Annotated in this window: 15 protein-coding genes; 5 read left to right on the forward strand and 10 right to left on the reverse strand. The window is 43.8% G+C overall.

Features of this window, described 5'->3' with window-relative positions; translation table 11 throughout:
• Positions 1-184: 184 nt before the first annotated feature.
• The 3 genes from ACIFO6_RS13755 to ACIFO6_RS13765 all read right to left on the reverse strand — a co-directional run bounded on the left by ACIFO6_RS13755 (position 185) and on the right by ACIFO6_RS13765 (position 4049).
• Complete coding sequence (locus ACIFO6_RS13755) at positions 185-1147, reverse strand: AraC family transcriptional regulator (RefSeq protein ID WP_430041211.1); 963 nt, start codon at positions 1145-1147, stop codon at positions 185-187.
• 256 nt (positions 1148-1403) lie between these two features.
• On the reverse strand, positions 1404-2402 hold the full coding sequence (locus tag ACIFO6_RS13760; protein WP_430041212.1) for an alpha/beta hydrolase: 999 nt from the start codon (positions 2400-2402) through the stop codon (positions 1404-1406).
• 678 nt (positions 2403-3080) lie between these two features.
• Positions 3081-4049 (reverse strand): NAD-dependent epimerase/dehydratase family protein, encoded by a 969-nt coding sequence (locus ACIFO6_RS13765; protein ID WP_430041213.1) that lies wholly within the window; start codon positions 4047-4049, stop codon positions 3081-3083.
• A 191-nt stretch (positions 4050-4240) separates the two neighbouring features.
• Between ACIFO6_RS13765 and ACIFO6_RS13770 the strand changes: the two genes are divergently transcribed.
• Entirely contained in the window at positions 4241-4756 is a 516-nt protein-coding gene (locus ACIFO6_RS13770; RefSeq protein ID WP_430041214.1) for a PadR family transcriptional regulator, read from the forward strand.
• A 128-nt stretch (positions 4757-4884) separates the two neighbouring features.
• On the opposite strand, the gene ACIFO6_RS13775 is transcribed toward ACIFO6_RS13770, so the two are convergent.
• The 3 genes from ACIFO6_RS13775 to ACIFO6_RS13785 form a co-directional block, all read right to left on the reverse strand.
• Entirely contained in the window at positions 4885-7167 is a 2283-nt protein-coding gene (locus ACIFO6_RS13775) for a beta-glucosidase (protein ID WP_430041216.1), read from the reverse strand.
• A gap of 73 nt (positions 7168-7240) precedes the next feature.
• Positions 7241-10084, reverse strand: coding sequence for a family 78 glycoside hydrolase catalytic domain (locus ACIFO6_RS13780; RefSeq protein WP_430041217.1), 2844 nt, complete (start codon positions 10082-10084; stop codon positions 7241-7243).
• A gap of 13 nt (positions 10085-10097) precedes the next feature.
• Positions 10098-11507 carry an MFS transporter gene (locus tag ACIFO6_RS13785; RefSeq protein WP_430041219.1) on the reverse strand — a complete coding sequence of 470 codons (1410 nt, stop codon included), beginning with the start codon at positions 11505-11507 and terminating at the stop codon, positions 10098-10100.
• A 162-nt stretch (positions 11508-11669) separates the two neighbouring features.
• On the opposite strand from ACIFO6_RS13785, the gene ACIFO6_RS13790 reads away from it, so the two are divergent.
• Positions 11670-11828, forward strand: coding sequence for a hypothetical protein (locus ACIFO6_RS13790; protein WP_430041221.1), 159 nt, complete (start codon positions 11670-11672; stop codon positions 11826-11828).
• Between the two features lie 76 nt (positions 11829-11904).
• On the opposite strand, the gene ACIFO6_RS13795 is transcribed toward ACIFO6_RS13790, so the two are convergent.
• Together ACIFO6_RS13795 and ACIFO6_RS13800 are read right to left on the reverse strand one after the other, a co-directional pair.
• The gene (locus ACIFO6_RS13795) at positions 11905-13395 is read right to left on the reverse strand and encodes an NAD-dependent epimerase/dehydratase family protein (protein ID WP_430041223.1); all 1491 of its coding nucleotides are present in this window, start codon (positions 13393-13395) and stop codon (positions 11905-11907) included.
• Between the two features lie 254 nt (positions 13396-13649).
• Positions 13650-15335, reverse strand: coding sequence for an extracellular solute-binding protein (locus ACIFO6_RS13800; protein WP_430041224.1), 1686 nt, complete (start codon positions 15333-15335; stop codon positions 13650-13652).
• A gap of 236 nt (positions 15336-15571) precedes the next feature.
• Here ACIFO6_RS13800 and ACIFO6_RS13805 point away from each other — a divergent pair, with 236 nt between their 5' ends.
• Positions 15572-17242: a sensor histidine kinase gene (locus ACIFO6_RS13805; RefSeq protein WP_430041225.1), complete on the forward strand. Its 1671-nt coding sequence runs from the start codon at positions 15572-15574 to the stop codon at positions 17240-17242.
• A 2-nt stretch (positions 17243-17244) separates the two neighbouring features.
• Positions 17245-18843: a response regulator transcription factor gene (locus ACIFO6_RS13810; RefSeq protein WP_430041226.1), complete on the forward strand. Its 1599-nt coding sequence runs from the start codon at positions 17245-17247 to the stop codon at positions 18841-18843.
• A 149-nt stretch (positions 18844-18992) separates the two neighbouring features.
• Here ACIFO6_RS13810 and ACIFO6_RS13815 read toward each other — a convergent pair whose 3' ends face one another.
• Together ACIFO6_RS13815 and ACIFO6_RS13820 are read right to left on the reverse strand one after the other, a co-directional pair.
• Positions 18993-20489, reverse strand: coding sequence for a family 43 glycosylhydrolase (locus ACIFO6_RS13815; RefSeq protein ID WP_430041227.1), 1497 nt, complete (start codon positions 20487-20489; stop codon positions 18993-18995).
• 167 nt (positions 20490-20656) lie between these two features.
• The gene (locus ACIFO6_RS13820) at positions 20657-22075 is read right to left on the reverse strand and encodes a cellulase family glycosylhydrolase (RefSeq protein ID WP_430041228.1); all 1419 of its coding nucleotides are present in this window, start codon (positions 22073-22075) and stop codon (positions 20657-20659) included.
• Positions 22076-22436: 361 nt separating this feature from the next.
• Between ACIFO6_RS13820 and ACIFO6_RS13825 the strand changes: the two genes are divergently transcribed.
• The gene (locus ACIFO6_RS13825) at positions 22437-22718 is read left to right on the forward strand and encodes a hypothetical protein (protein ID WP_430041229.1); all 282 of its coding nucleotides are present in this window, start codon (positions 22437-22439) and stop codon (positions 22716-22718) included.
• Positions 22719-22855: the final 137 nt, after the last annotated feature.

Raw genomic sequence — 22855 nt, forward strand, 5'->3', positions numbered from 1 at the left:
TTGATTGCCATCATGCTACCTCCTGTTAGCGCTTACATATGTTTTAACTCATTTATTGAACTTTCACCATGTCAAAAAGTTAGATGTTGACTGTCAAAAGCATTAAAAAAAGCAGGGGCACATCGTTTCCTTTGATGGTCCCCTGCTGCAATTCTTATGTGTAATTTATTTCTAGAATAATACCTTAGCGATACTCACTAGGTGTCATATTAGTATATTTCTTAAACATTTTAAAGAACGACGAGGGTTCGTTATAACCGACGTTCAACGCAATTTTTTCCACCGACATATTCGTTTCTTTCAACAATTCTTTAGCTACGTTTATCTTCTTTCTGTTTAATAGGTCTTTGAAGCTGCTTCCGGTTTCCTTTTTTAGTTTCAAACTTAAATAATTTTTGTTATATCCAAAGGTTTTCGATAGATCATCTAGTGAAACTGAATTATAGTGGTGATCAATATACGCCAATATAGAGATCACTTCCTGATTCACGTCTTTATCAATAGACCGCAGGTTATTTTTTTCAAGTACGTTGGTTAACTCAACCAGTATCAGTGATAGATAAAGATTAAGTGCCTTCATTTTGAAGGAGTACTCGGAAAAATACACGCAGAATAAATTATTCATTAGTCCGGTCAGCACATCGCTGCCCGAATTAGCAAAAATAAGATATCGGTCATGCTTCTCATTTTCTTTTGACGCTAAAAGCATAAATTGTGTCACCAAGTTATTGCTATTGGCAAGGTTGGAAATGATGTCTGTCGTAATCGTCTCTTCTTTCAGCAACACATTTAGAATAATGTCATCTTTATCCGTATTCTCAATGCTGTGTGGTGCATCACGATCAATTAACAGAATATCCCCTGCTGATAATTCGATTCTTTCATCGTTTATCATCTGTACACACTTACCTGAATAGACATAGTTCATTTCGACAAAATCATGCGTATGCATTTTTACCGGAGCATAGCGCCGATGTTTACGAATGAGTATATTTCCTTCTTGAAATAGTAATTCTCTTGATACTTTAGGAATCTTCGTATCATCAAAGGGAACGTTTAAGTCATTGATACTCATGCCTGTTAATTTTTGTAGTGTTTCGATTTCCTCTTCTTTTTGCAACAAAGCATCTAACTCTTTAATGTTCATTTTGCCTCCTAAAAAAACAAAAATTCGCCCCGATTCAGAGTCACACCTAAACCTCACCACCCCATTCCTATTTTTGATTTGTTGCTCGTATGACACCTCTCTCTCCCTAGCCAGAATAATCGTTTTTCAAGCACGCAAAAACCCGGAACACTTTTGTAACAGTGTTTCGGGCCTAGTATACCTCTCCTGCGCGCTCCCCCCCTGAATAAATCCCATATACCCCCAGATTATCCTTGTTATTTTACTGGGTAAAACATTAGCTTTGAAGTTTCAGCACAGGAATAATTTTAAGATTTTGATTCAGAAGTCTAGCGGCTTCATCACTCAAGAGACCATCGCCAAACTCAATGATGGTTCGCAATGGAACTGCCATGGCATCCTGAAGCCCAGGACCATCTGCCAGTATCGGTAGTGCCGCCATTACCAGGCTTTTGCACTCAGGGTTCTTCCATAACACACCAAGCTGTGCATCCAGACTGTATTCCTTGATATCTCCGTCTGGCAGGATATCCAGGTCAGAAGGAAATTCACCGAAGATATTGCTGATCCAGTCCGTGCAAAGGCCAAACCACTGTGCTACATGCTCATCCTTCATTGAGCGCAATCCGCCTGAAGTAACTGCCTTGGCTAACGACAAGCCATGCACACCGTTCTGGAAAATATGCAACTCAAAAGGAATCTTGAATTTGTCCAGCGCTGCTGCTAACGCCAGTGTATTGTCTACGGGTACTAGCGTATCCGCAAACGTATGGAAAATGAACGCAGGCGGCGTCAAAACATCCACCGCTTGATCGATCCCTGGAATCGGCGCGGGGAGGATCCCGCCCATTATCTCAAGTATGCAAGGGTATGCCAGAATCATTGCATTGGGCCGAACGCGCCCCATGGTTCCCAATGCAGCGGCCAGATGACCTCCAGCAGAAAACCCGCACACGGCTACTTTTTCCGGGTCGACCCCCCACTCCTTGCTATTCCCGCGAATCAATTCCAGCGCTTCTTCCGCATCATTCAACGGTTTGGGGAACGCCGCGTTTTCATTCAACGAGTATCTCAGAACAAAGGTTTGATATCCCTCCGCCAGAAACGCCATAGCGATGGGTTCAGCTTCCCTGTCTGAACATACTCGATACGCGCCGCCGGGAAGGATCAGTATGGCTGGGCGAACATGGGTATTTTTCATTTCAGGTGAAGAGTCCAGAAGATAGGTTGTCAAAGTAACCCCGCTATTTGTTAACTGTAAAGTGAAAGTATTCATATATAGACCTCCAATTTATATCAATCAATGTGGGCTGTGTAATGGTGCTGTCAATCATTTTTCCTCTGATTTCTCCGTTCCTCCAAGTCTTTGGCTATCTGCGTTTGCTTTTCTTCCGTCAGGTCAAACCAGACGATGCTTGCATTGAAAGCGATTACACTTGCTGGTCACGCCTGTCTCATAGCCAATCATAACTATCACACCGGCAGCATTGTTCCTTGAGCAGGGCTAGGCTAGAGAACCCCGTAAACACGCAGGAAATTACGCCGATTACCAGAAAAGCAATAACGCCCGCTGGAGCGCTTGGAATAACCTAAAAAAGAACCCATTATCTCAAATGAGTTCTTTTTTAGGTTATACAGAATCAGTCTTAAAAAATCGATGGTCATATATGCTCATTTTAGGAGCAACACAGGAAAAATCGAAGTATATTAGCTAAAACCGAAAGAAGCAGATGTATATTCAAGCGCTATTTGGATATTGGGACAACAAAACTTTAGATATTGGGCTCAGCGACCTGGGAATATCAAGAACGCTTCGTATAAGCGGCTATTATTATTAATGAAAATGTGGAACAGATACTGGGACTCAAACTGGTTATTACATTCCAAAAGGATCGATCCGGTCATATATACATTATTAAAGATACCCCGCCTACGAAATGAAGATAACATCAAGCTACAGGCATGCAGAAATAGTTTCTCTAATAGCCGCCGGAATATCCGCCTCTTTAAATTTCAAGATGTTCATGGTTTCTTCTGGATTTAAATAAGCGTCCCGGTCCTGAATGATTGCTGTGTAGCCGAGATGGATCCCATGCTCTTTCCCGGCCGCATTGGAGTGGGCATCGGCTTCCTCCATGGCTGGCTTCATATGTTCCAGAGGCAAAACGGAAATTTGGGTCTCGGTCTGACCGAGAACATCCGCTATGATCTGATAGAAATCCTTGAATTTCATATTCATTCCGCAGATTGCATAGCTGCTTCGATGGGTTCCGTATTCGATGGCTCCAACAGTAGCTTCAGCTACCTGCTGGGCAGTAACCATGGCTGTACCTCCGCCAAAAACCGGAACAACAGCTTGACCTCGAACCTGCTCCACAAAAACGCTCCATAATGGTATTCTACCCGGCATACGACCAAAAATATAAGGCAGTCGAAGAGACATGACATCCATTTCCCCTTCACCTTCCATAAAGGCAACCTCTTCCTGAAGAAGTCTGGTTCGTGGATATGCATTTTCCTTCTTAAGATTCAGATCGTGCCAAGCTTCAGTGAAGTGGGCAAAGTAAGAACCAAACAGGACAAATTTCTTGACTCCCGCCTTTTTAGCCAAGCGCGCCAGGCGCTGAGTTGGGAGCACATTGGCTTCGTAGAAAAATTTCAGAGCTGGAGCATCTGGCACCGTCCGCTCGTCCGCACCTGCTGCATACACAAAAGCATAGCAGCCCTCCAGTAAAGCCATAACCTGCTCGTCACTCATTGCCGTAATATCGCCAAGCTTGCAATCTACTTCCTGCGGAAGCAAATCTTCTGCTGGCATAGGCGGCAGAGCAACGGTGGAGACTGAATATCCGCGCTTTAACAATTCCTTCGTTGTGAAATATCCAAGAAATCCGGTACCACCTAAAACAAATACTTTTTTCATATGCTCCACTCTCCCAATCACGAGATTACTCATTACAATTAGATTATATAGGTTAAATTAACCTATGAATATAAGCATATATTAATAAAATGTGAACTTTTTCTCTACATTTTAAGAAAGGTTCTTTCTTATATTCATTACAAGGTATTATAATTACATGCATTAAGTTTATTTATGCGGAGGTTTCATTAGTGGATATTGGAATTCTGATATTATCTCAACTGATTCAAGGAAACAAACATGGTTATGAAATCAAAAAAAATATTAATCTGATTATGAATCGCAGCAATATGGTGAACAATAACAGCCTTTATCCGAAACTGAAGCAGTTTCAGTCCGAGGGATTGGTTACAAAAACCGTAACGGCTCAGGCGGGTAAACCGGACCGTTTTATCTACTCCATCACTGAGACTGGGGAAGCTAAATTTGGCGAGCTTCTTACTGACCTGTCGCCTGAACTGGTAACGTCCGATGATGAGTTTTATATCCGGCTTACCTTCTATGAGCTGCTGGAGCCCGCGAATCAACGAAAAGTGCTGGAATACCGCAAAATATATATTCATGACCAGCTAAAGCGCCTGGAACATATCGTTCAATCGATTGGAAATTCGGCCCAAAGACCTTATTCTCCCTTGCTCTCCCGTTATACGAACAAACAAATGGAATGTGAGCTGGAATTGCTAGATGAATTGCTGGATGAATTGTGACATGAACGCCGATTTATACTGAGCTATTCTTCCCGCCGGGTCAAACAATAGAAATTGACATCTCCATGGAACGATTGCTCAAAACCGTCGGGGAGCTTTTCTGTCTCGTCGCGCAAGTTGGCGTAGGCTCATTGGCGCACTGCCGCGTTCAAATGCTCCAGAAGCATGGAGAGCGTCTCCTCCGTAAGTGCTCCACCTGTAAACGGAATTAAAGCCCGCAGCGGCATATAGCGCATGGATGCCTGAATCATCTCCGCAGATACAGCGTCCGAATGTGCATTTTCGGCCCCCTGGGGAGCCATCCCCTGCATTTGGGCCAGCACCGCCGTCGTTTTCGGATTCGAAAGCAATTCGCCTAAAGCTGTATTTCGATCGTATACCGGCGCGATTTCTCTCGTAGTAGATTCCACCATAACTTTCGTTTGCAAAGCGATATGCCGTGAAGAGGACCCTAGTAGGATATCAAATTCCCCACTCTCCACTTGCCAGTCCTTATGCTCGACACTGTAGTGTGCAAAGCTTCGTTTATCCAAAGTGAAAGTGATGGTTTTCTCTTCCCCGGGTTTGAGAGCAACTTTGGCAAAGTCTTTAAGCTCTTTCTCAGGACGGCTTACCGTGGATTCACAATCATGGACATACAGTTGTACTACCTCTTTGCCAAAAACGGAACCCGTGTTTTTAACATTCACAGTTACAGAGAGCGTTTCCGTATCATTCATTTCGGTCTGACTCACGGTTAAATGGGAGTATTCAAACTGGGTGTAGCTTAGACCGTAACCGAAAGGAAACAATGGCTCGATATCTTTCGTGTCATAATAACGGTAACCTACGTAAATCCCTTCCCGGTATTCGACACGGTCGCCATCGCCAGGGAAGAACAAATAGGATGGATTGTGCTTCAAGGATTGCGGGAAAGTTTCTGCTAATTTTCCGCTAGGGTTGGCATCTCCAAACAACAAATCAGCGATAGCCCCTCCGGCAGCCTGACCGCCCAAATATCCCTCCAGAACAGCCTTGACATCTTTGAGCCACGGCATGAGAATCGGTGATCCGTTGCACAGCACCACGACTACATTGGGTTGAACGGCAGCAACGGCAGAGATGAGCTGCTGTTGATTGAGCGGCATATCCAGATGAGAACGGTCATAACCTTCTGATTCATAGCGGTCGGGCAGACCCACTACGAGTACAGCTATATCAGAAGCTGCTGCAGCATTTATCGCTTCATCAAGCATAGACTGGTCGGATTCGTCCGAGTCCTGATCGTAGCCCTGCTTGTAAGTAATGGATGCGGCAGGTCCTGCGGATATCGTAATTTGCTCATAAATACTGTCCAACTGTGTAGGCTTGATATGGGAGCTTCCTCCACCTTGATATCTAACCTTTTCAGACATTTGCCCGATAATTGCGATTTTTCCTTCTTTTTTCAACGGAAGAATTTGATTCTCATTTTTCAGCAGGACCATCGTTTCTCTCGCAACTTCTCTGGCCAATTGATGATGGGTTGTCTGATCATAGCTGGCATTTTCACGCTTGGAATCGACTACTTTAAAAATGACATGGAGCAGCCTTTCTACCGCTTGGTCCAGCTTTTCTTCGGATAATTTGCCGTGGTTTACGGCTTCAACAATTTGCTTGGGCCCTTCTCCGTTCGAAGAAGGCATTTCCAGCTCCATACCGCCGGCGATACTGGCCACAATTTCACTTACCGCAGCCCAGTCGGAGACCACGAATCCTTCGTGGCCCCATTCTTCTTTAAGAATGGTTGTCAGCAAGTATTCATTCTCAGAGACATAAGATCCATTGACCTTATTATAGGCTGACATGACGGTCCATGGCTGAGATTGCTTTACAGCCTTTTCAAAACCGGTCAGATAAATTTCTCTTAATGTACGTTCATCTACAATGGCATCTGTTGTCATCCGTCGATGCTCCTGGTTATTAACGGCAAAATGCTTCAAAGAAGTCCCGACTCCTTGACTTTGCACACCTGCGATATGCGCTGCAGCTAATTCCCCGGTCAAATAAGGGTCTTCCGAGAAATATTCGAAGTTTCTTCCGCACAGCGGCGAACGCTTGATATTGGCGGCAGGTCCAAGGACGATAGCTACATCCTCTGCCTGCGCTTCCTTACCGATGGCCTCACCCACAAGCTGTACCAACTCGCGATTCCAGGAGCTCGCCAGACCAGCAGCTGAAGGGAAACAGGTGGATGGTACACTCTCATTGAGACCCAAATGATCCGATTCCCCGTCTTGCTTTCGAAGACCATGCGGGCCGTCAGTCAATATAATGGACGGAATGCCTAATCTGTCTACGGCTTGGGTTGACCAGAAGCTGGCTCCGGAACAAAGCTCTGCTTTTTCGTACAATGCCATCTGTCTTACCATATTTTTAATATCACGATCCATTCTTCTCAACACTCCTTGATCATAAGATGCAGTATTTTTATAAGCTCGGCATGCAGGTTATAATTTCATTTAACTATTGTTCCAGAATGATCGCCGTTAACCGGCGGTCCAGTTCATCCAGCTGCTCTTCCGGCGCCTCAAAGGAGGGATAACTGGCAAGATCACGGATTGAAGCTTCTCCCATAGGTCCCACGGTTTCAGCATCAATAGAAGCAAACACTGGCGAGAAGTCAATCAGTATGGCCTTGCTCTCACTGTTGCGCAGCAGTTCGTTCAAAGGCATGCGCGTGCTAAAACGTTTGATATACTCTTTGGTAGGCACATAATGAAGTTCGTAGACCCCACTATTTAATTGAATACAGCTATCCTCGCCCTTTTGCTCGGCTTCCCAATCACTCGTCTTCAAATTTTCGCCATTTATTGTAATATGATTTGGATTTGAAAAAGGTAAAGTTACTGTTGCCGTAGCATTAAACGGAATGGAAAACCTAAATGTTAATTCCCCGTTCGTGTCAAATGCCCATTCACTCTCATAGAGTCCCGCTGCGGTCTGCAATCTGGCTTTAACCCACTTGATACGGAAATCGGGCTGAGGAGTAAGCTGTACATGACGGAAACCGGGCTGTTCCTCCACTGGATTAATCCCCGCCATATTACGATACATCCATTCTACAATTGCACCATAAGAATAATGATTCAGGGAGTTCATGCCATTCTCGGCAATCTTTCCATCCAGCAAAATCGAATTCCACCGCTCCCATATCGTTGTTGCTCCCATTCGGACTGCGTACAGCCAACTCGGATAATCGTCATTGAGAAGCAGCGTGTAGGCGATATCATTGCTGCCGATGGCAGATAGTACGCGATTGATATAAGGTGTACCGACAAAGCCGGTTTGAAGATGGTTCTGGTCTTTACGCAGCCGCATGCGGGTATCTTCTGCAATTCTTCCCTTAAATGAATCTGGAACAAGGTCCATATATAAGGCGAGTGCATATCCTGTTTGCGTATCGATGGCCAGACGACCGTTCTTGGTAAAGAACTCATCTTTAATGGCTGCTTTGACTTCCTCGGACAGTGTGTGATATTGCTCTGCAAGATCATCCTTGCCCAAAACCTTGGCTGCTTTGGAGACTATTCCAGCTGAATACGAATAGTAAGCCGAAGCCACAAAATGGTTATCTGTACCGCCCATAGGAGAATTAGGATTATCTCCATCGAGCGCAAGCCAATCGCCGAAATGGAATCCCACCGTCCATAAACGTCTGGCCCCGGACTCGTCATCCGCCTTTTTAATAAAATCAACCCATGCTTTCATACTGTCAAACTGCTGCTCAAGAATGGCCTTGTCGCCGTAGTGAATATAGGCGTTCCATGGGATAATCGTTGCTGCGTCTCCCCAAGCGCTCGAACCGCCGCCTTGAACGTTACCTGTCGGAACTACCATCGGCACCATACCGTCTCTGTCCTGCTGCTCCATCCACAGATCAAAGCCGTATTTGGAGAAAAAGGCGTACGTATCCATGTTAAAATTCGCCGTACCTGAGAACACCTGGGCATCACCGGTCCACCCCATCCGCTCATCACGCTGTGGACAGTCCGTAGGTGTGTCGAGGAAATTACCCTTTTGTCCCCAAAGCGCATTCAGGAACAAACGGTTCACTTCTGGATTACTTGTTTCGAAATGGCCGATTTGATCCATATCCGAATACACAACACATCCCGTGAAATCTTCAAGATTCAGTGTACCTGGCCAACCCTCCACTTTAACATATCTGAATCCGTAAAAAGTAAATTGGGGGCGGACAACCGCCTTTTCCCCATTCGAGGTATATACATATTCTGCTTTGGCAGTTCTCAGATTATCGCGATAAAAATTGCCTTCCTGGAGTACTTCACCGTGCTGTAAACGTATAACGGTTCCCGCTGGCGCCTTTGTTCGGAATTCAAGCCAACCAACCATGTTTTGTCCCATATCGATTACCGTTTCACCCGCTGGCGTCGTTATAATCTCCACCGGTTTAAGCTTTTCTTTAATCACAACAGGTAAACTCAGGCGCTCCATGAGCCGATCATAGCCCAGATCGGTGGTTCTCACTTTGAACACCTGCGGATCATTTAAAGTGGCATCGCGAACTTCACCGTCGTAAATATTACTGTCCACTACGTTTCCTTTACGTGCCTGCCATGATTCGTCCGTAACGATTACCTTCTCCGAGCCATCGACGTAGGTGATTACGATTTCACTGATCAGTGCAAAGTGATCCCCATAGATGTTCCCGGTTGTATCGCCTTCAAAGCCGAAGCGCCCTTTATACCATCCATTTCCAAGTGCTGCTTCAACCTTATTGCTTCCCGACTTTAGCAGGCTGGTAATATCATAGCTTTGATATTGAAGCCATTTATGATAAGCGTTATAAAGGGGAGCCAGATACTCGTCACCCGCTTTCACACCGTTAATCTCCAGTTCATAAACGCCTAGACCGCATATATAAGCACGAGCATTGGCAACCTCGCCGTCTAAGTCAAACGTTGTGCTCATTATTGGATGGACGGATGCTTCGAATTCAGGAGTTATCCACTGTGCCTTCCATTGCTCCTCCATCTTTGCTGTCTCGTACCATGCTGTATCGCTTACGCCTTCATCCCCTAGATCTCCCCAAACACGAACTCTCCAGTAATATCGGGTCCGGGGAAGCAGGCTCAGTGAAGGTTGATAGGCAAGACTATCCATCTCAGTGCTTTTTCCGCTATCAAAAACGATCTCGGTAAACTCTTCATTTAAAGCGATTTCAATTTGGGCCGCAACCTGTTTTTTGGATGGAGTCTCGCTGACTTCATAAGAAAATCGCGGTTGTCCCAATGAAAATCCCAAAGGATTGTGAATTCGATTCGTTTTGAGATTATTAACTTTCATGATTCGTATCCTCCTAGCTTTTTCTTCTCTCTTCCAGATCTTTTATAATTTTCGGGAATTCCTTATCAAGCGTGTACTTGTACAGACAGAATGCGAGGATAGCCAATACCACAATGGGTACATAGATGTTTAAAGCAATAATCGCTTGCTTGGCTGCAAACCCTTGGGTGACTGCCTGCTCTTGGTATCCACCCAAAGCTAAAAACCATCCGATCATTGCCGCCCCCACGGCTGTCCCTACTTTACCGCCAAAACCTGAAACACTGTTTGTTAAACCAACAATTCTATGATTGAATTTCCATTCCCCGTATTCGATTGTGTCCGTTGTAAGCGCTAACGTAACTGCCATTAATGGAATGGTGCCCAGTGTTTGGAAGACAGAGCAAACAAGTCCTAACACAAGATCCTCCGGGGCAATTAATCGAACGGCTGCACCGAGCAGACCAATAATGACTCCGCCCAAGGCTGTATTGCGTTTGCCGAATCTTTTGATAAACGGACCCGAGAAAGCAAAGCCAATAATGACAGGAATAAATCCGATCCCTCCCATAAGACCGATTAGATTCACATCGCCCCAAATATACTTCGCATAATAGGTCCCAGCCGCTACACCCAATGCAAACAGGATGTTTACGAAGGTGTTAACCAAGAACATAAGAACCCAATATTTGTTGGAAAACAAGAGCTTTAGTCCTTTAGAAACTGGAATTTTATCTTGAAAGATACCTAGTTCATCCAATTGCACATTGTTGTATTTTTCTTTATTAGAGAAGAAGGCAATCAATACTCCGGCAGCCGCAACTAATGCGAATATTCCCGCCAACAAGGTCCATTCCCGTCTGCCTCCTCCCATCACATTCACGAGAGGTAAAAAACCGATGGCTACAACCATTCCTGCCAAATAACCGGAACTGGATCTGATAATCCCCATCAATGAGCGTTCGTACGTATTCCGGGTTGTTAAAGCCATTAAACTAGTGTATGGTATTTGCGTCGGCGTATACACGCAGATATAAAACAAGAGATTGGTAATGATCGCGTAAATAATTTTTCCTGTATTACTAATGTCTGGAACAGAAAACACCAGAAACAGCGACACAAACATAGGTATGGCCATCCATAGCAGCCATGGACGTGCTTGCCCATATTTGGATTTGGTTCGGTCTACAAGAACGCCCATTCCGACATCCGCAAAAGCGTCAAGGATTTTGGTTATCAGCAGCACAGTTCCCACAATAGCTGCCGAAACCCCGACAACGTCAGTATAATAATACGTAATGAGACCCAATAAACCACTTGAAATATTAAGTGCAAATTGTCCCATGGAGTCACCGATGAGTCGCCTTGTTGTGATTTCCCGCTTTAGCTGCTGTGGCTTGTCGGTGTTTACCCCGATGTGTTGATCATTGACTACAACTCCCATAATGTTCCCTCCGATATGCTCTTGATGATTGCTACTCAATCAGTAAGCTTTCATACTTTAATTGTAAGAGTCACGGAGAGAAACCGATATAACGCGTTGCAAAGATCACATAACGGAATCCAAATGGTCGGGCTTTGCAACAAGCAAAAAGGAGAAATACTTTTGGAAAACTGCAATTCGGAATTCGAAGCTGAAATTCTTAAAAAGTGCAGATTTATCATCAATCAATTCATTCAACAGGTGAAAGTCAATGAGGCAAAGAAGCTGCTTGACTTGACCAACGAACTGATCGGAGCCATCGCAGCCAGATTGAATTTTTAGGATCAGACCTATTTTATATCAGGATTACGCCCAAACGCTACCGCGATCAAAAATATGCAACTAAAATACATCCTGATTAATTTTCAAAACCGTCGAATATCTTCTCGTCATAGTAGTTCGATTCATCCTTGCTATGCAGCGGATACCATACTTGTGCAAAAAAAGGATTACGCTTCGCTTCTTCATCATAATTCCAAGGAGCAGGAAAACAATGCGGACACCAGTGTCCCCCCAGCAATACTAGCGTTGGACTGGCCTCAAATTCGTGGCCGAAGGCACAGCTCCAGTTCAATTTGGCAGCCAGGTCTCCAGTATCCATCGAAGTGGACAAACACTCCCCTCCTCTGAAAGCCGCAGCCCCCGCCATATCATCCAGATTAAGCTCCGATTTTGGCTTGCTCTCGTCATATCCGTGATTCAAACGCAGAGGAACCTTGGAGGGCTCAATGTGCTTATAATCTTTCCATGTGGGAATACTCTCCCATTCCTTTTTTGAACCAAAGAAAGCAGTAATCCGATCCTTTACATTATTTTGAATCCAATAAAGCGTACCGAACTCTTTTTTCGCAACTGGCTCCATTATAAACTTTTTCATGATAAAGGGAGGGACAATTTTAGCCATTTTCAGCGTAACCGGCGCATTTTTTTTCAATTCATTCAGGAATTCATCTGCAGACCCGCTTCTGAAGTGAAGGTATTCCTCCAGTACATCCGAATCCTCGTACCATTGCCCATGGAAATTCCGTGTCGCAAACCAGTTCAAGTCGACAACTTTTCTGAAATCGTTAATACCGATAGCTCTGAAGCTTTTCTGCATAAATTCGTAGTTGGAGGTTCTGTACTTCTCTCCTCCCCCAATATTATATATTCTTCTCCAGAACTCTTCGGGAACACTATCTTCACACACATTGGCCAGAAGCCGTCCCGAATCCTTGGCAGTGACCCACTCAAACACACCGTTAATCGGTTCGTGAAACATGATAGGGTCCATTCCATTTAACATCCCACCATATAGCACCCCGGTTTGCCGTAAAGACACCCAATACTTTAGACCAGATTCGATCACTTTCCGTTCAGCTATCGTTTTGCTGATCGCGTAATTATCATAGACGCTGATCTTGATCGGATCTCCTGTTCTTCCCCAGTGAATGGGCGGATTTCTGTCCCCTGTCTCGGCGATGGTACCGATATACATAAGCTTGATTAGATCGGGATCAGGCTGTGCCTTTATCGCCCTCACAATATTGTCGACTGCGCCTATATTCACCTTGGTGGTCAATTTAGGACGATAATCAGCCATAGGGGACACCATGCCCCCGACATGTAACACATAATCTGACCCTGTCACGCACTGCAGAACATCCGCATAACGGGTAAGATCCCCGTACACAACCTTGACTCCTGGCTCATTTTCATATTTGGACATGATTTCCTTATCCTTGGCAGTGGGCAGAACCAGAACAACAATATTAAATCGATCCCTTCTAAGCAGCAGCTCCTTGAACCCCTCATGCCCCATATTTCCGGAAGCCCCTGTCAAAAACACAGTCTTCTTGTTAGTAGTCATAAAAAAACAACGCCTCGCTTTTCTTAATGATTAGTTAATATTAATGGTATGGAAATGGGCCTCAAAAAAAGTATAAAAAAAGAATTCTGGGTATTTTTTCAAATATCCCAATCTGATTTCATACGTTTGTATTCAGTATAGTAAAACAAGGAGAGGTACTATATAGCGGAATAAAAAGATTCAATAGAAAAATCCAAATATGCATCGAGACCGATCAACGTATTTCAGCATATAAAATAAAAACCGACCTTTCATCACTTGATTCCTTGTACGGAACGATACCACTCGTTTACCTCTTCCGTGATTTCGTCTCCCCCGCTTGACCTCCATTTATGGACAAACGCATCGAACGACTCAAGCGGCCGGTTTCCATAAATAATTTCAATGAAGGTATCCATTTGCATCTTTTTAAGCCATGCATTCCTGATTTTCATGGTTGCGGTAGCAGGTCCCTGAAAATATTCGCGAACGTCGGCATCCGTTTGTACCATCGATATAAGAACTGCCTTGCTAGAAGTTTCTTCTGTCCGATTGCTGGTATCATTGCAGACTAGGCCGCCGAAAGCGCTGGTCACCAGATCCTTGTTGGTTAATGTTTCTCCTCTTGCCATCTTCAGTGTGGTCTCCAAATCTCGGGAGGGAAAGGAAAGCAGGGACCCTATTAACGAATATTTCATAGTTTGAACTCTCCCACCCGGGATATGCTCGTTATCAAAATATACTTTGCCGTCCTGAATCTTAAAGTCGTAACCGTCCTGATAAGCCTGGAAATACAGCGGATCTTGCGTTTCGTACACTTCATATAATGCGTTCATGTAATGAAAGAATGCTTGCATGGCCTCTTTCGAGATATCCTTGCTAATCAGAATCGCCCCGGAATATGGAACTCCGACGCTCCTCAAGTTCTCACCATTTTCACCTTTTGGAAGGGGATAAGGTGTGTACCTTGCGGTTGGATTGTTGGCCAACGTCATGGAGCCTGGATATTCGCTAAACCAGCTTTCACTCCCCACCATCCCGACCTCACCAGAAGCAATACCCTCAGTAACTTTGTTGAAGTCATGAAGGGCAATATCATTGGCGATATAGCCTTTATTCTTCCATTCCTTTATTTTAGACAAGGCTTGTTTGATTCCCGGTTGAACAGATCCGTACTGGAGTTGTCCATTCTCATCTGGATACCATCTTTCTGGAATAGCTCCAAATAACCCGAATATCCATAATATATTTCCAATAGGATAGCCGGATAGTTGCTCTTTCATTCCAAAGTCCAGTGCAAGGGTGTCCTTCTTCCCGTTACCGTCCGGGTCCCGGTTTACAAATGCGTCCATGACCATTTCCAATTCTTCAAGATTAGTCGGGGCCTTCAAATGAAGTTTGTCCAGCCAATCCTGGCGGATCCAAAGCACGGGCTGGGTTCCCATAGTTGGACGAATGATGGGGATCGCGTATTTTTCACCATCTTTCATAAATGGCTCCCATGCAGAAGGAACTTCCTTCATTGCTGCTTTCCAGGTTGAGGAAGCATATTGATCGAATGCCTTTCCTACATTCAGTACTTTTCCAGATTCTACAAAGCGACTAGTCGTATCATTTTGTGTGGATACTAAAACATCAGGCAGCTGATCTCCTGAAGAAAGCATCAATTTCAGTTTAGTATCATAAGTCCCATCACTTAAAGGCGCGCTCCACAAGGTCTTCAGGTTCACACCAAGCGTATCTCTGGCCCATCTTGTGTGCACATTGTCAGCATAAGATTCCCCATTTTTGAATTTAGCTGAGGGGTCTTCGCCTCTTACCATAGTTAAGGTGACAGGTTGTTCCATTTTGATATTGCTATAATCCTGATTATTTTTGGCTCCATAATGGCACCCGGTCAGTAACCCAAGAAAGATCACAGCGACAAGAACCATAGTAGGAATTTTATTTCTGAGGAGCATACTCTAATCCTCCATGTCATGAGTTTACTATTCGCTTGTATTATAAGCCCTAGGCTGACGGACTACACATTCATTTACTCAACATAACAATAATCCAACCTGTCAGATATAACGAAATCCAAAGGTTGATATCGTTATATTAAGATTTCAACCGTTTTGGTTTAATATGCATTGTAATTAAGCTATTAGCCTTCTACAATGGGTACATCAAAAAAATTTATAAGGATTTAGGTGCTATGTTCAAACAATACCGTACATTTTACTCACTCCTTCTGCTGATCCCGTTGACTACCACAATCATTTTGGTGATGTACACATACACTGTTGACACGAGTCTCAATACGGTACGGCAGGATATTCAACAAAACAACCTGAACCGGATCCGGTTTGTTATGAATAATTTGGATCATAACATCGAAAATCTATCCATGTTCGCAGTATCGTTGGAGGCCGATCCGATGGTTGGACTATTGCCCTCGATTGACCGTATGAATAATTATGAGCAAGTAAAATTAATGTTGGACTTAACAGATAAGCTATATATACAGAAATTCTCAGAAGGCTGGAACAATCAGATTTCCATCTTCTCCACGCATGTGAATAAATGGATCGGTGCCTCTCCTCCCCAAAAGGCCCCCCCCTCCAAGCTTAGTGGTGAACCGTGGACGTTCAATCCTGTTCTTGGCGAATTTACATCCTATCGAATGAATGATGGGTACACAATTAATGTTACGTTCCCACAAGATAATCTACTGGAGATGCTGGACAGGAGTAAGAATGAGACCAACGATCCCTTGTTTTATCATCCGGGAAGTCCGGTTATCATGAACCGCTACTCCAAGTCCACAATTGTTAATGCATTGCTGGGTTCTCTGAACCCCCTTTTGAGAGGGCGAGAGGAGGGAACCGAGGTCATATCCGTCAATGGGAATGATTATTTGACGATCTTTATGAAATCCGAAACCTTGGGTTGGTATATGGTCGATTATTTACCACTGAACCAAGCGTTTGAACCCATAGTAAGGACCAAAAAGTTCTTTTATATTGCCTGTATCATGCTGCTTGCAACCGGAGTTGTCACACTATTATTTCTTTACCGGAAAGTACAAATACCAATTGTAACCCTGCTCAAAGGAGTCCGTCAGCTCAAAAATGGAGATTTCTCCTTCCGAATAACAAGGGCTAGCCGCAATGAATTTGATTTCCTTTATGCAGATTTTAATGATATGGCTGCGCAAATTCAGGACCTCATTGAGAAGGTGTACAAAGAGCAACTCATCTCCAGGGAAGCTATGGTGAAGCAGCTCCAGGCTCAAATCAATCCACATTTCTTGTACAATTGTCTGTTCTTCATTAATAACATGATCCGTTTGGGAAATGAAGAGGCTGTGACTGCGATGACGCAGAACTTGGCAGAATACTTCCGGTACTCTACCCGGTTGGATGAACCTATGACTACACTGGACAAGGAACTGGGTGTCGTGGAGAATTACTTGAAAATTCAATGTTTAAGAATAGAGCGCCTAACATATGGGATCGATGTTCCTGACTCCATGAGAAGGCTGGGAATTCCCAAGCTGTTGATTCAGCCCTTGGTTGAGAACGGCGTTCTTCATGGAATTGAACAAAAACAAGACTCCGGCTTTATCCAGATTACAGGAGTCGAAGAGCATAGTCTTTATCGCCTCATGGTTGAGGATGACGGAAAGGGACTTCCGAAAGAAAAAATCGAGGAGCTTCTGCAAAGAATCGAACAACCCCAACAAGATACTATGGGCTGCGCCCTGTGGAATATCAGGCAGCGTATGCATACACACTTTGTGACCCCCTCGGGTATTGAATTTAGCCCAAGCCCTATGGGAGGTCTAAAGGTGACACTGTACTGGCCCAAACAACAGGAGGATTAACCTTGTACGAATTATTATTTGTAGACGATGAGAAGTCAGTAGTAGACAGCCTCGCTCTTACCATCCCTTGGGAAGATTATGGAATCCAGTCCGTGCATAGAGCTTATTCAGCCAAAGAAGCCCTGGAAATTGCTTCGAAACATGCGATTGATATTTTAATCACCGACATTCGCATGCCAGAGATGGACGGTCTGGAGCTGATTGAACAGATCAGACATTTCGCAAAAAAGATTCTATGTATTATTTTATCCGGTCACGATGAATTTGAATATGCACAGAAAGCGATTCAATACCAAGCGATGAATTACCTTCTTAAACCCGTCGATATCAGCGCATTAATTGACACCGTTGTAAGCGCTATCCGATACATTGAGTCCGAGTGGAAGGAAATCAGCTCTTTTCAGCGAATCCAGCATACGCTGCATGCCAATATGCCTCTGCTGCGTAATCAATTTCTTAATGATCTTCTTCAGAACAGACGGGTGCACAATCATTTTCTGGAAGAACGACTGACCATGCTGGAACTTCCTTTTAAGCCGAACGATTCCTTCATGATGATGGTGGTTCGTCTGGAAGAGGATTTTTCAGGCTATGATCTCCGTTCACTGTCGCTTCTGGAATATGCAGTCACCAATATAGCAGAAGAGGTATTCCAAAACCTCTTTAGCTTATGGCACTGCATTAGCGAGCAGGGTTATCTGGTGTTCTTGATTAATAGCAATGATCCTAAAGCCTTTGAATTGGTGGATTCCTATGCCGTTAGGCTGCAAAATCATGTTCAAAAGTTTCTAAAGGGGGCATTGTCCATCTGCTTGAGCCAGATACGGACATTCCCCAATAACCTGTCAGAGCTTTATCAGGCTTCGGTCTCTTCAATCAACCGCAATGTAGGCGAAAACAAAAGTTACTTTATAATTGTTGACGAAAAAGCTGCGGATGCAGAAGGACATCCTTTGATCAATCTTTACGAGCCACCACTGTTGCCCTCTTTACTGGAATCCGGGAATTGGGACGAGGCTCTGGATAAAATCAATCGAATCTTATCCATCGGAGATCCAACAAAAGAACCTTCTCGCGATCAGCAGTTTACGGTTCTGCTTTACCTATCTTCTTCTTTTGCCATTTCATTCAGGTCTCCTAAGGAAACGGTAGAAGAACTGCTTGGAGAAGAGTTCGACCTGCTCTTGAGAAGAAAAAGCCATCTTTCCAGTCAGCGAATCTTCCTATGGGCTGAGAAAATGATAAATATGCTCCGCGCGAAAGCTACTCATCATTTGGAGGATGCACATCAGCAAATCGCTTCTAAAGTCAGAAGCTACATCCAAGCTCACCTTGCTGAAGGAATCTCGCTTCAGACGGTGGCTGACCATGTGTGTCTACATCCTGTTTACTTATCCAAGGTCTATAAAACCGTCTCAGGTGAAACGATTGGGGATTACTTATACCGTTTGCGCATGGAGCGAGCCGCTTATCTTTTGCTCAATACTGATTTGAAAATCGCGGAAGTCAGCAGTCAACTCGGATTTTTGGCCCCTCCCCACTTCATCAAGATTTTTAAGAAAAATTATGGAACCACCCCCCACGAATATCGAAGCCGATAAAAGACAAAGACAAAAAATCAGAACACGCAATCCTAGAATTAGGATTGCGTGTTCTGATTTTTTGGGGCTATTCTCGGCTTATGCCATCCGTCCTTCAATTTAGCTGAAGACAGTGGCATGAAGAACTGTTTGAGTCCTTTTTACGACTTTTAAAAAAATGAAAAGCTTAAAAGTTCAATTCTATTTTTCCCTTTAAATGTAAAATACAAAGCATGCATTCCATTTAGTTCTATATGTGTACTACTTAATTTCCAGCTCTCCGAAGAATTTATTTTGATTTCGGCGAGTTTTTTTCCTGGTTTATTGGAAATTATCAGTGTTCCACTTCCCGGTCCTCTTGTCTTTACAGTGAGTTTTGTTGACCCTTGAAAATCAAAATATTTATAAGCAAGCAGAGTTCCGGTACTAATATTAGTAAGAAAGCGTTCCTCAGCCCGATGTGTAATGTGCGGCTTTTTCTTTTTACTGCTTCCATTGGTCATGTGTGGCATATGTCCATCTGTCAGGTTGCAGGCAATAACTGCAGGATATTCCCCTGTTGCTTGCAAAGGTCCGCTATTCAGACCACAGGATGTCATTTCAACCTGTGGAATGGAGCCATCTTTAAGTATGTTGATTTGTTCTGCGCAAGCCTGTCTGGAGTTAGAACTCATATGCGTATGTCTGTGATAGAAAATATACCAATTACCATTGATACATTCGATGCTTCCGTGATTATTTCCGGTAACAGTCAGCCGATCTTTTGGGTCTCTGCCATTCATTCCGATGTCTCCGTTTGATATAATCACTCCACCATACTGAAACTCCCTGTCGGGGTATATGCTGGTAGCATAGCATAGCTCATGATTTACAAAAGAAGAATAAATAAAATAATAGGTTGCTCCAATCTTTCGTATAGAGCTTGCTTCAAAGAAAGCATGTCCTTTAAATTCCGTACCTTTTGCTTCCATTTCACAAGGAATAATCCGTTTAGGCTCACTTTTAACTGTCAGCATGTCTGCTTCAAGTTCTACAACATTCGCCCCCATGATTCCCTGCGCATCTGACTTGATTTCTTCCATGGTCTTATGGAGCATTCCTTGCATGACTTTGTTATATATACCTTTTACAAGAGCGTTGTTAGTAGGACCTACCGGAAGTGCCCAACCGTAGTAAAGATAGATCCTTCCATCATCATTGATGACCGCCGGATCAAATGGTATATAGCGAAGCATCAGCCTTCCATCCGTGTATTTCACATCCCCATAGTATTCGTACTTTCCTGCAGGGGTATCGCAGACTGCCACAGAAATGGGTCCGTCAAATCCGCCTTTTCCGGCAAAAGCAGCCAAACAGTAATACAGATAATATCTTCCATCATTACCCTGTACCACATCTGGAGCATACAGATACTTGCGCTCCCCGGCACCTTTTACAACCTCTTTAGAGTGCGGGTCCTGTGAGGCACTATAAATTGTCCCTTCGCATCTCCAGTCTGTTAAGTCTTTTACATCCGCAGAATAAACCACATAATCCAGTTCGCAAAAGGTAGTGCCCCCCTCTCTGTCATGGGAGCCGTACACATAGACCCTGTCACCAAATACGTGGGGCTCCACATCCGGGATATATTCATTTAATGGTAAAAATGGATTGAAAATCTGATCCATGCGCTATTTCCTCCTCACGTGAGCTTTGCTTTCAGTCGAAAATCAGGCTCTCCAATTCTTTGAGACATTTCATTATGGTATTCTTAGAGTACAAATATTGAAGTTTCTGCAACAACTCGATGGAAGGATCCCACCTATATTCGACCTTTGAGTGATAAGACCTTCTATTATCTGACCGTTACCTCAATCAATTCATCTGCATCGGTCACTATGGTGACGTATCCTCCAGCTACACCCGACAATGGCTGAATCTGTACCTCAGCGGGAATACTGACGAAAATCGTTTTCGGGGTTATGTTAGCAAGCTCTGGAATGTACAGAACGGTTTTTCTATTCTTCTTAGCTTTCCATTTCACATTCAGACTTTTCATCGAGTAGTCATATTGATAAGAAATTAGGTCGCCTGCGGTAATGACCGGATACCCTCTTTCCAAGCTTGAGTAATTCGGGTCCTTCTCCATACCTTGATAGTACACCCAGTAAGTGCTGCTCCAATGGTACTGTTCCAGGATTCCTGCCATATGCTCAATCAGGGAATTCGTGAAATCTTTACTCGGAAATGCCCCCCATTCACCAACAATAACAGGCACTTGCAGTCTTAGTTGAGACAGGTTCTTTTGTGCAAAAATTTGATTTATATTCTCTTTATTAAATGCCTCGTAATTATCCGAATCCACCACCGCGTCGTAACCATGCGGCCCATAGATTTGCTGATGATCCACTTGTCCATCCGGGCCTGTCAGCTTTTCTATACCCGTTTCTACAAATGAACTGCTGTAGATATTACCTCCTGTCACGAGCGGAACGCTGCAAACTTTTCGAATAGCTCTCAGTATCCGGTTATAAAATGGTATTAGAATTTCCTTATCAAAATCCATGAACTGCTCTGTTAAGATGTTCTGCATAACACCCTGCTCTTCCAGAGTCACTGCTGCTTGATTGCTAAGATCGAAATCGGGGTTGGATTCTTTGATTTTCGCAATGGCCGTCCCAAAGGCTCTTAGCGCAATACTTCCCATGTAAGGTTCATTCATTGGTTCAAAACCGATCATATTCGTGAAATCCTTAAATCGGTCAGCAATATGCTCCCACATCGCTTCATAATGATCCAACAGCCCTACACCGTCAGAAGCTTCCTTATTACTCCAAAAGTTATCTGCAGCTCTCATGATAGCCTGACTGGACAGATAAGCTTCATACCACATGCTGCAATGCTCAGGATGATACAAGCCTTCATCCAGCGTTGCCCAATCCGGTGCTCCATCGGCAAATTTAGCGGCGAACAAGTCCTGATGCATATCCAGCATGATATAGATTCCGCACTCTTCTGCCTTCTGAACAACATGGGCAACTCGGTCCAGGTATGTTTCATCGTAGACGCCTGGCTCAGGCTCAACACCATCCCAGAAGATCCCTAACCGAACCAGATTGAATCCCCGTCTTGCAAAATGGATCAACAGATTATCAATATTGGGTTCGATATATCCGTATTCTTTCTTCTTGCATACTAGATTAATACCGTTCATCAGGACTTGATCTCCATCCTCATTCACAAACCTCAATCCATCAACCATTAATCGTTTCATACTATATCTCCTTAAATGAGAAGATTCTCCTTTATCTTTGCTTTCTGATCGCCTGTGGTAGACATCTTTTATTTCAGTGTAACGGATGTTCTACAACAGTTACATAACTATCTCTAAAGACTGGATAATGGAATCTTAACCTCTTATTGCGCAAAAATTGAAAAGATTAAATTTAATCCATGTGCTTCGCTATTTTTAATATGGGCATGTTCATTGACAAGCAAGAGGTATCTTTGCTAGCATAATTGAAGCTAAATTCGGTAAGGAGGTCTTCTTCATTCAACCTAGTCAAAGACTTGAACATGAGCGCAGCAATCTGAGAATAAAGCGACGCAGAAATATTATTGAATGTTACGTTGCGATGTCAAAAGAACCTCTGGAAGATATAGAAATCTATCAGGAGCAGTACAACAAACTGATTGCGCTTTTCAGCGAGCTTGTCCTACTCGGAGAGCAAGACGGCTACATAAGAAGAACGGACCATATGACTGCCGATACCATTATTACCATGATGAATGTTTTTGGGAATTTTTCCAAGAAAATGGCTATGCTAAATGGCATTGCCGCATTTCATACCCAGGTAGAAGAGGAAGAACAGTTCAAGATTCTGAAGAAATTGTTCCTTGACCAATTAAGAGCGTAAAACTCGCCTTGGGCTTAGATTGGCTTCAGGCTATCGTGGGTTCCCCCGACTATGAGGGACCGATGTGAAGTACATATGGAATAGGCCATACTACTAAAAGCTAGCATGGCCATTTCTTCATGTGCGCCCGGCATGGG

The organism is Paenibacillus sp. NRS-1781 (assembly GCF_050467745.1).
Taxonomy (GTDB): domain Bacteria; phylum Bacillota; class Bacilli; order Paenibacillales; family Paenibacillaceae; genus Paenibacillus; species Paenibacillus terrae_A.

Excerpts from the sequence above, each read along its gene's own strand:
- ACIFO6_RS13800 (WP_430041224.1), bottom strand. The coding sequence starts at position 15,335 with ATGCTCCTCAGAAATAAAATTCCTACTATGGTTCTTGTCGCTGTGATC.
- ACIFO6_RS13775 (WP_430041216.1), bottom strand. The coding sequence starts at position 7,167 with ATGGATCGTGATATTAAAAATATGGTAAGACAGATGGCATTGTACGAA.
- ACIFO6_RS13805 (WP_430041225.1), top strand. The coding sequence starts at position 15,572 with ATGTTCAAACAATACCGTACATTTTACTCACTCCTTCTGCTGATCCCG.
- ACIFO6_RS13780 (WP_430041217.1), bottom strand. The coding sequence starts at position 10,084 with ATGAAAGTTAATAATCTCAAAACGAATCGAATTCACAATCCTTTGGGA.
- ACIFO6_RS13795 (WP_430041223.1), bottom strand. The coding sequence starts at position 13,395 with ATGACTACTAACAAGAAGACTGTGTTTTTGACAGGGGCTTCCGGAAAT.
- ACIFO6_RS13755 (WP_430041211.1), bottom strand. The coding sequence starts at position 1,147 with ATGAACATTAAAGAGTTAGATGCTTTGTTGCAAAAAGAAGAGGAAATC.
- ACIFO6_RS13825 (WP_430041229.1), top strand. The coding sequence starts at position 22,437 with ATGTCAAAAGAACCTCTGGAAGATATAGAAATCTATCAGGAGCAGTAC.
- ACIFO6_RS13815 (WP_430041227.1), bottom strand. The coding sequence starts at position 20,489 with ATGGATCAGATTTTCAATCCATTTTTACCATTAAATGAATATATCCCG.
- ACIFO6_RS13785 (WP_430041219.1), bottom strand. The coding sequence starts at position 11,507 with ATGGGAGTTGTAGTCAATGATCAACACATCGGGGTAAACACCGACAAG.
- ACIFO6_RS13820 (WP_430041228.1), bottom strand. The coding sequence starts at position 22,075 with ATGAAACGATTAATGGTTGATGGATTGAGGTTTGTGAATGAGGATGGA.
- ACIFO6_RS13760 (WP_430041212.1), bottom strand. The coding sequence starts at position 2,402 with ATGAATACTTTCACTTTACAGTTAACAAATAGCGGGGTTACTTTGACA.
- ACIFO6_RS13765 (WP_430041213.1), bottom strand. The coding sequence starts at position 4,049 with ATGAAAAAAGTATTTGTTTTAGGTGGTACCGGATTTCTTGGATATTTC.